This is a genomic window from Streptomyces flavofungini, from assembly GCF_041028215.1.
Taxonomy (GTDB): domain Bacteria; phylum Actinomycetota; class Actinomycetes; order Streptomycetales; family Streptomycetaceae; genus Streptomyces; species Streptomyces flavofungini_B.
Genome location: NZ_JASKYR010000689.1, coordinates 1 through 4,084 on the forward strand (window position 1 = coordinate 1; position 4,084 = coordinate 4,084).

At 73.8% G+C, this 4,084-nt stretch carries 4 protein-coding genes; all 4 read left to right on the plus strand.

Features of this window, described 5'->3' with window-relative positions; all coding sequences use genetic code 11:
* On the plus strand, positions 1-861 hold an 861-nt coding region (locus tag AB8Z36_RS32560; protein WP_369216985.1), incomplete at its 5' end, for a 3-oxoacyl-ACP synthase III family protein.
* Entirely contained in the window at positions 858-2,264 is a 1,407-nt protein-coding gene (locus tag AB8Z36_RS32565) for an NAD(P)/FAD-dependent oxidoreductase (protein ID WP_369216986.1), read from the plus strand. The genes AB8Z36_RS32560 and AB8Z36_RS32565, both read left to right, overlap by 4 nt.
* Positions 2,261-3,280 carry an AfsA-related hotdog domain-containing protein gene (locus AB8Z36_RS32570; protein WP_369216987.1) on the plus strand — a complete coding sequence of 340 codons (1,020 nt, stop codon included), beginning with the start codon at positions 2,261-2,263 and terminating at the stop codon, positions 3,278-3,280. The genes AB8Z36_RS32565 and AB8Z36_RS32570 overlap by 4 nt, the downstream gene beginning before the upstream one ends.
* 3 nt (positions 3,281-3,283) lie before the next feature.
* On the plus strand, positions 3,284-4,084 hold an 801-nt coding region (locus tag AB8Z36_RS32575; protein ID WP_369216988.1), incomplete at its 3' end, for an FAD-dependent oxidoreductase.

Below are 4,084 nucleotides of genomic sequence, written 5' to 3' on the forward strand. Positions count from 1 at the left end.
GGCGAGAGCGCTGCCGACATGATCGCGAAGGCGGCTCAGCCGCTCTTCCGCAGGCTCGGCAGAGCGCCGCGGGCCGACGTCCTGCTGACCAACGTGCTGCTGCCCGACGAGCCGTTCATGGGGACCGGCGCCCAGGCCGCGCACCGGCTCGGCATCGACCCCGAGTGGATCGTGGACCTGCACAACGCGGGCTGCGCGTCGTTCATGTACATGGTGGAGCTGGCGCAGAAGATCATGGCGGACGGCGCCGCGCGCACCGCGCTGATCGCCAATGTGCAGAACACCGCGGGCTCGTTGTTCGCCCAGTCCGAGGTGCGCAAGCACCCGCACGCGGCGGTGCCGGGCGACGGCTGCGGGGTGGCGCTCCTTGCGGCGGGCGCCGGTTCGCCGGTGCTCGGGGTACGCAAGCGGAGCACTCCCGCGTACGCGGGGGACCTCGGGCTCGCGGCCCCCGACGGACGCAGGTACTGGGAGCCCGGGACCGGGCAGACGGACATCCGGTTCGATCCCGCGAAGCAGGCGGAGATCCTGGGGCGCGGCAACTCACTCGTCCCCGAACTGGTCGGTGAGCTCTGCGCCGCACTCGGCGAGGACCCCTCCGCCATCGACGTCCTGGTCACCAACCAGCCGAACCGGATCTTCCTGAGGAACTGGCGGCAGGCCCTGGACGTGGACGAGAAGCGGCACCTCGACACCTTCGACCGGTTCGGCAACCTGTACGGCGCGGCCGTGCCCGTCACCCTCGACCAGGCCGCCCGCGCCGGTGAACTGCGCGACGGCGACCTCGTCGTGATGTCCGGCTTCGCGCACGCGGGTGACTTCGCGGCGGCGGCCGCCGTGCGCTGGAACGGCGCCTCATGAGCCCGCCCGTGAGCCGGGCCCGTGCCGTGCGCGGGGACGACCACGACGTCGTCATCGTCGGTGCGCGCTGTGCCGGTGCCACCCTTGGCACGCTGCTCGCCCGCCGAGGTGTGCGGGTCGCCGTCCTCGACCGGGCGACGGCCATCGGGGGCACCCTCTCCTCCAACATCCTCCAGGCCGACTCGCTGGCCTTCCTCGGCCGTCTCGGCGTGCTGGAGGCGTTGCGGGCCGCCGGGGCGCGCCCCATGAGCCATGTCGACCTGCGTCTTGAGGACTTCCGCTGCGAGGTCCCCTTTCCGCGGGCCCCCGGTGACGTGGGCGGCGCGGCCTGTATCCGCAGGGAGGTCCTCGACCCCGTCCTGGTGGACGCGGCCCGTGCCTCGGGCGCCGATGTGCGCCTCGGCACGCGCGTCACGGGGCTCGTGCGGGACGGCGGGCGGATCGCGGGGGTCCGCGCCGTGTCCGGCGGCACGGAGACCGTGATCAGGGCCCGGCTCGTCGTCGGCGCCGACGGCCGCTCCTCCCGGGTCGCCGGGGCCGCCGGGGCCCGCATGTACCACGTGTGTCCCGGCGAACGCAGCTACTACTGGACCTACTTCGAGGGCGCCGACCTCGGTGAGCGGCCCACCTTCGTCTTCCACCGCTGGGGCGACCGGCACATGCTGGGCGGCCCCGCCGACAGCGGCCTGTACATCGTGGGCGTCTCCCCGCAGCGGCACGAGCGGGAGTCCTTCCGCGTCGGCCTCGAAGGCTCCGTGCACGCCCACGCGCTGCGCTGCGCGCCCATCGCCAAGGCCCTCGCCGGAGCCACCCGGGTCGGCCGGATCTACGGCATCCGGAGCTTCTCCGGGTACTTCCGCGAGGCGGCGGGCGCAGGCTGGGTGCTGCTCGGTGACGCCGGGCACTTCAAGGACCCGGCGGGCGGGCGCGGCATCGGCGACGCCTTCCACCAGGCGGAGCGGCTCGCGCCCGCGGTCGCGGCGGCGCTCGCCGGGGGCGGTGACGGCGCGGGCCTCGACCGGGCGACCGCCGGGTTCGGCCGGTGGCGGGACCGCACCTACGCCGAGTACTACGGTCTCGCGTCGGACCTCGGGGTGGCGGGCCCCATCGCGGGCGTCGTGCCCCGGGTGGTGCGCGGCCTGCACGCCGACGGCAGGGTCGACGGCGTCCTGGACCTGCTGAGCCACCGGGCCTCCGTCAGGGAGGTCATCACCCCGGCCCGGGTACTCGGCGCCACCGCCCGCGCCCCGCGCGGTCAACGGAGCACCGCTCTGCGGGAGTTGACGCAACTCGCCACCACGGAACTGCGCCGCCGCCGCGCCATGCGCACCCCCGTCCACCCGAGCGGCCCGGAGCCGGGCCCCACACCCCAGCAGTCTTTCGAACCGGAGCCGACCCCATGACCACAGCAAGCGCCCACCCCGCCGCCGACCAGCTCCGCTTCGAGCGGACCGTGCCGCGTTCGATCGCGCACCGCAGGCAGATCGGCGAGGTGTTCGTCGCCGATTCCGTGCAGAGCTCGGACGATGACTTCCACCTCTCCTTCCAGATTCCCCGCGCCCACAGCCTCTGGTCGGACCGGCACCCCTCGCACCACGACCCGTTCGCCTCCGCCGAGGCCGCCCGGCAGGCCATCTTCGTGCTGCTGCACCGGCACGTCGGGGTCCCGGTGGGGCTGCCCTTCAGCCTCCAGCGGATCGAGCTGCGGGTCGAGGATCCGCAGGCGTACGCGGATGACGGAAGGTCCGCGCTCCAGGGACGTCTGCACTACCGGATCGCCGAACGGCGGCACAAGGGGTCCGACGTGATGGGCATGGGCCTTGAGGGGGTGATGGAGGTCGCGGGCCGCGGGGCCATGACGCTCAGCGCCCGCCTCGCGTTCATGTCGCAGGACGACTACGACCTCTTCCGCGCCTTCCGGCGTTCCGGAAAGCCCCTCGTAGCGCCGGAGTTGACGCCCGTGCGGCGGCTCGCGCCCGCACGGGTCGGCCGGGAGATCGCGCGCAACGTCGTCATCGGCACGGCGGACCAGGAGCCCGGCTCCCCCGAGGACGGCGTGTACCGCTGCCTCCTCGCCGCCGATCCGGGACACCCCGCGTTCTTCGACCACGAGTACGACCATGTGCCGGGCCCCCTGATGGTCGAGGGCCTGCGGCAGGCCGCCCTCGTCGCCGCCCACCGCGGCGGCGCCGTCCCCGACGCCCACGCCCTCACCGTCGGCTGCGAGGCGTCGTTCCTGGACTTCGCCGAGTTCGACGCGGACCTGGTCCACGAGGCCCGCGTCGGCACCCCCGCCTCCGACGGCCGCGTCCCGGTCGCCGTCGGTCTGCGGCAGTCCGGCAGGACGGTCGTCGAAGGCCGCGTCACCCTGCTCCCCCGCCCGACCGCTCCTCGGACGACCCGACGTCACGGAGGCTGAGCCATGTCATCCGCACCCATCAAGCGCCGCGTGGCCGTGGTCGGCGGCGGCATCGCGGGCCTCACCGCGGCGCTCCGCCTGGATCTGCTCGGGCACGACGTCGAGGTCATCGAGGCCGCGTCCACGCTGGGCGGCCGGTTCGGCCTCGACCGGCTCGGCGACCGGCCGGTGATGACCGGCGGCAAGAACATCGGCCGCCGCTACCACACCTTCCGCTGGTTCACCTCGGAGCTGGGCGCCGACCGCTACGAGTCCTTCGGGTACAACGCCTCCCGCGTCAAGGACGGCGAGGTGCTGACCCTCGACAGCGAGCGCCGCAGCCAGACCCTGCGGAACATCCGCCGCATGGGATCGGCCGGGGACCTCGCGCGGATGGCCGCCATGGCCGCCCGCATCCGCGCCGACGGGCGCAACCGCTTCCTCGGCTCCCGCTACTTCAGCCGCGTCTCGCGCAGGCACGACCACGCCCCGCTCAGCGCCTTCTTCGGCGCCGCTCTCACGGACATGCTGGTACGGCCCATGGTGATCCGGAACAACGGGGCGGAGCCCGACGAGGTCTACCCCGGCACGTTCGGCACCAACGTCGCGATGCTCCTTGACCACTACGACCAGCTCACGGGCGGCATCCAGCCGGTTCTCGACGCCTTCGGCAAGCGGGTGCCCGTACGGCTGGACTCCACGGTCGAGGACGTGGAGATCCGGGACGGCGCGGTCACCGGCCTGCGGATCTCCGAGCGGGGCGCGCGGGCCGTCTCCCACGACTACGACGGCGTCGTGCTCGCCGACSYCMGCYACTTCCCGTCC

Bases quoted from the DNA above. Each gene is read 5' to 3' on its own strand.
- AB8Z36_RS32570 (WP_369216987.1), top strand. From the start codon at position 2,261: ATGACCACAGCAAGCGCCCACCCCGCCGCCGACCAGCTCCGCTTCGAG.
- AB8Z36_RS32565 (WP_369216986.1), top strand. From the start codon at position 858: ATGAGCCCGCCCGTGAGCCGGGCCCGTGCCGTGCGCGGGGACGACCAC.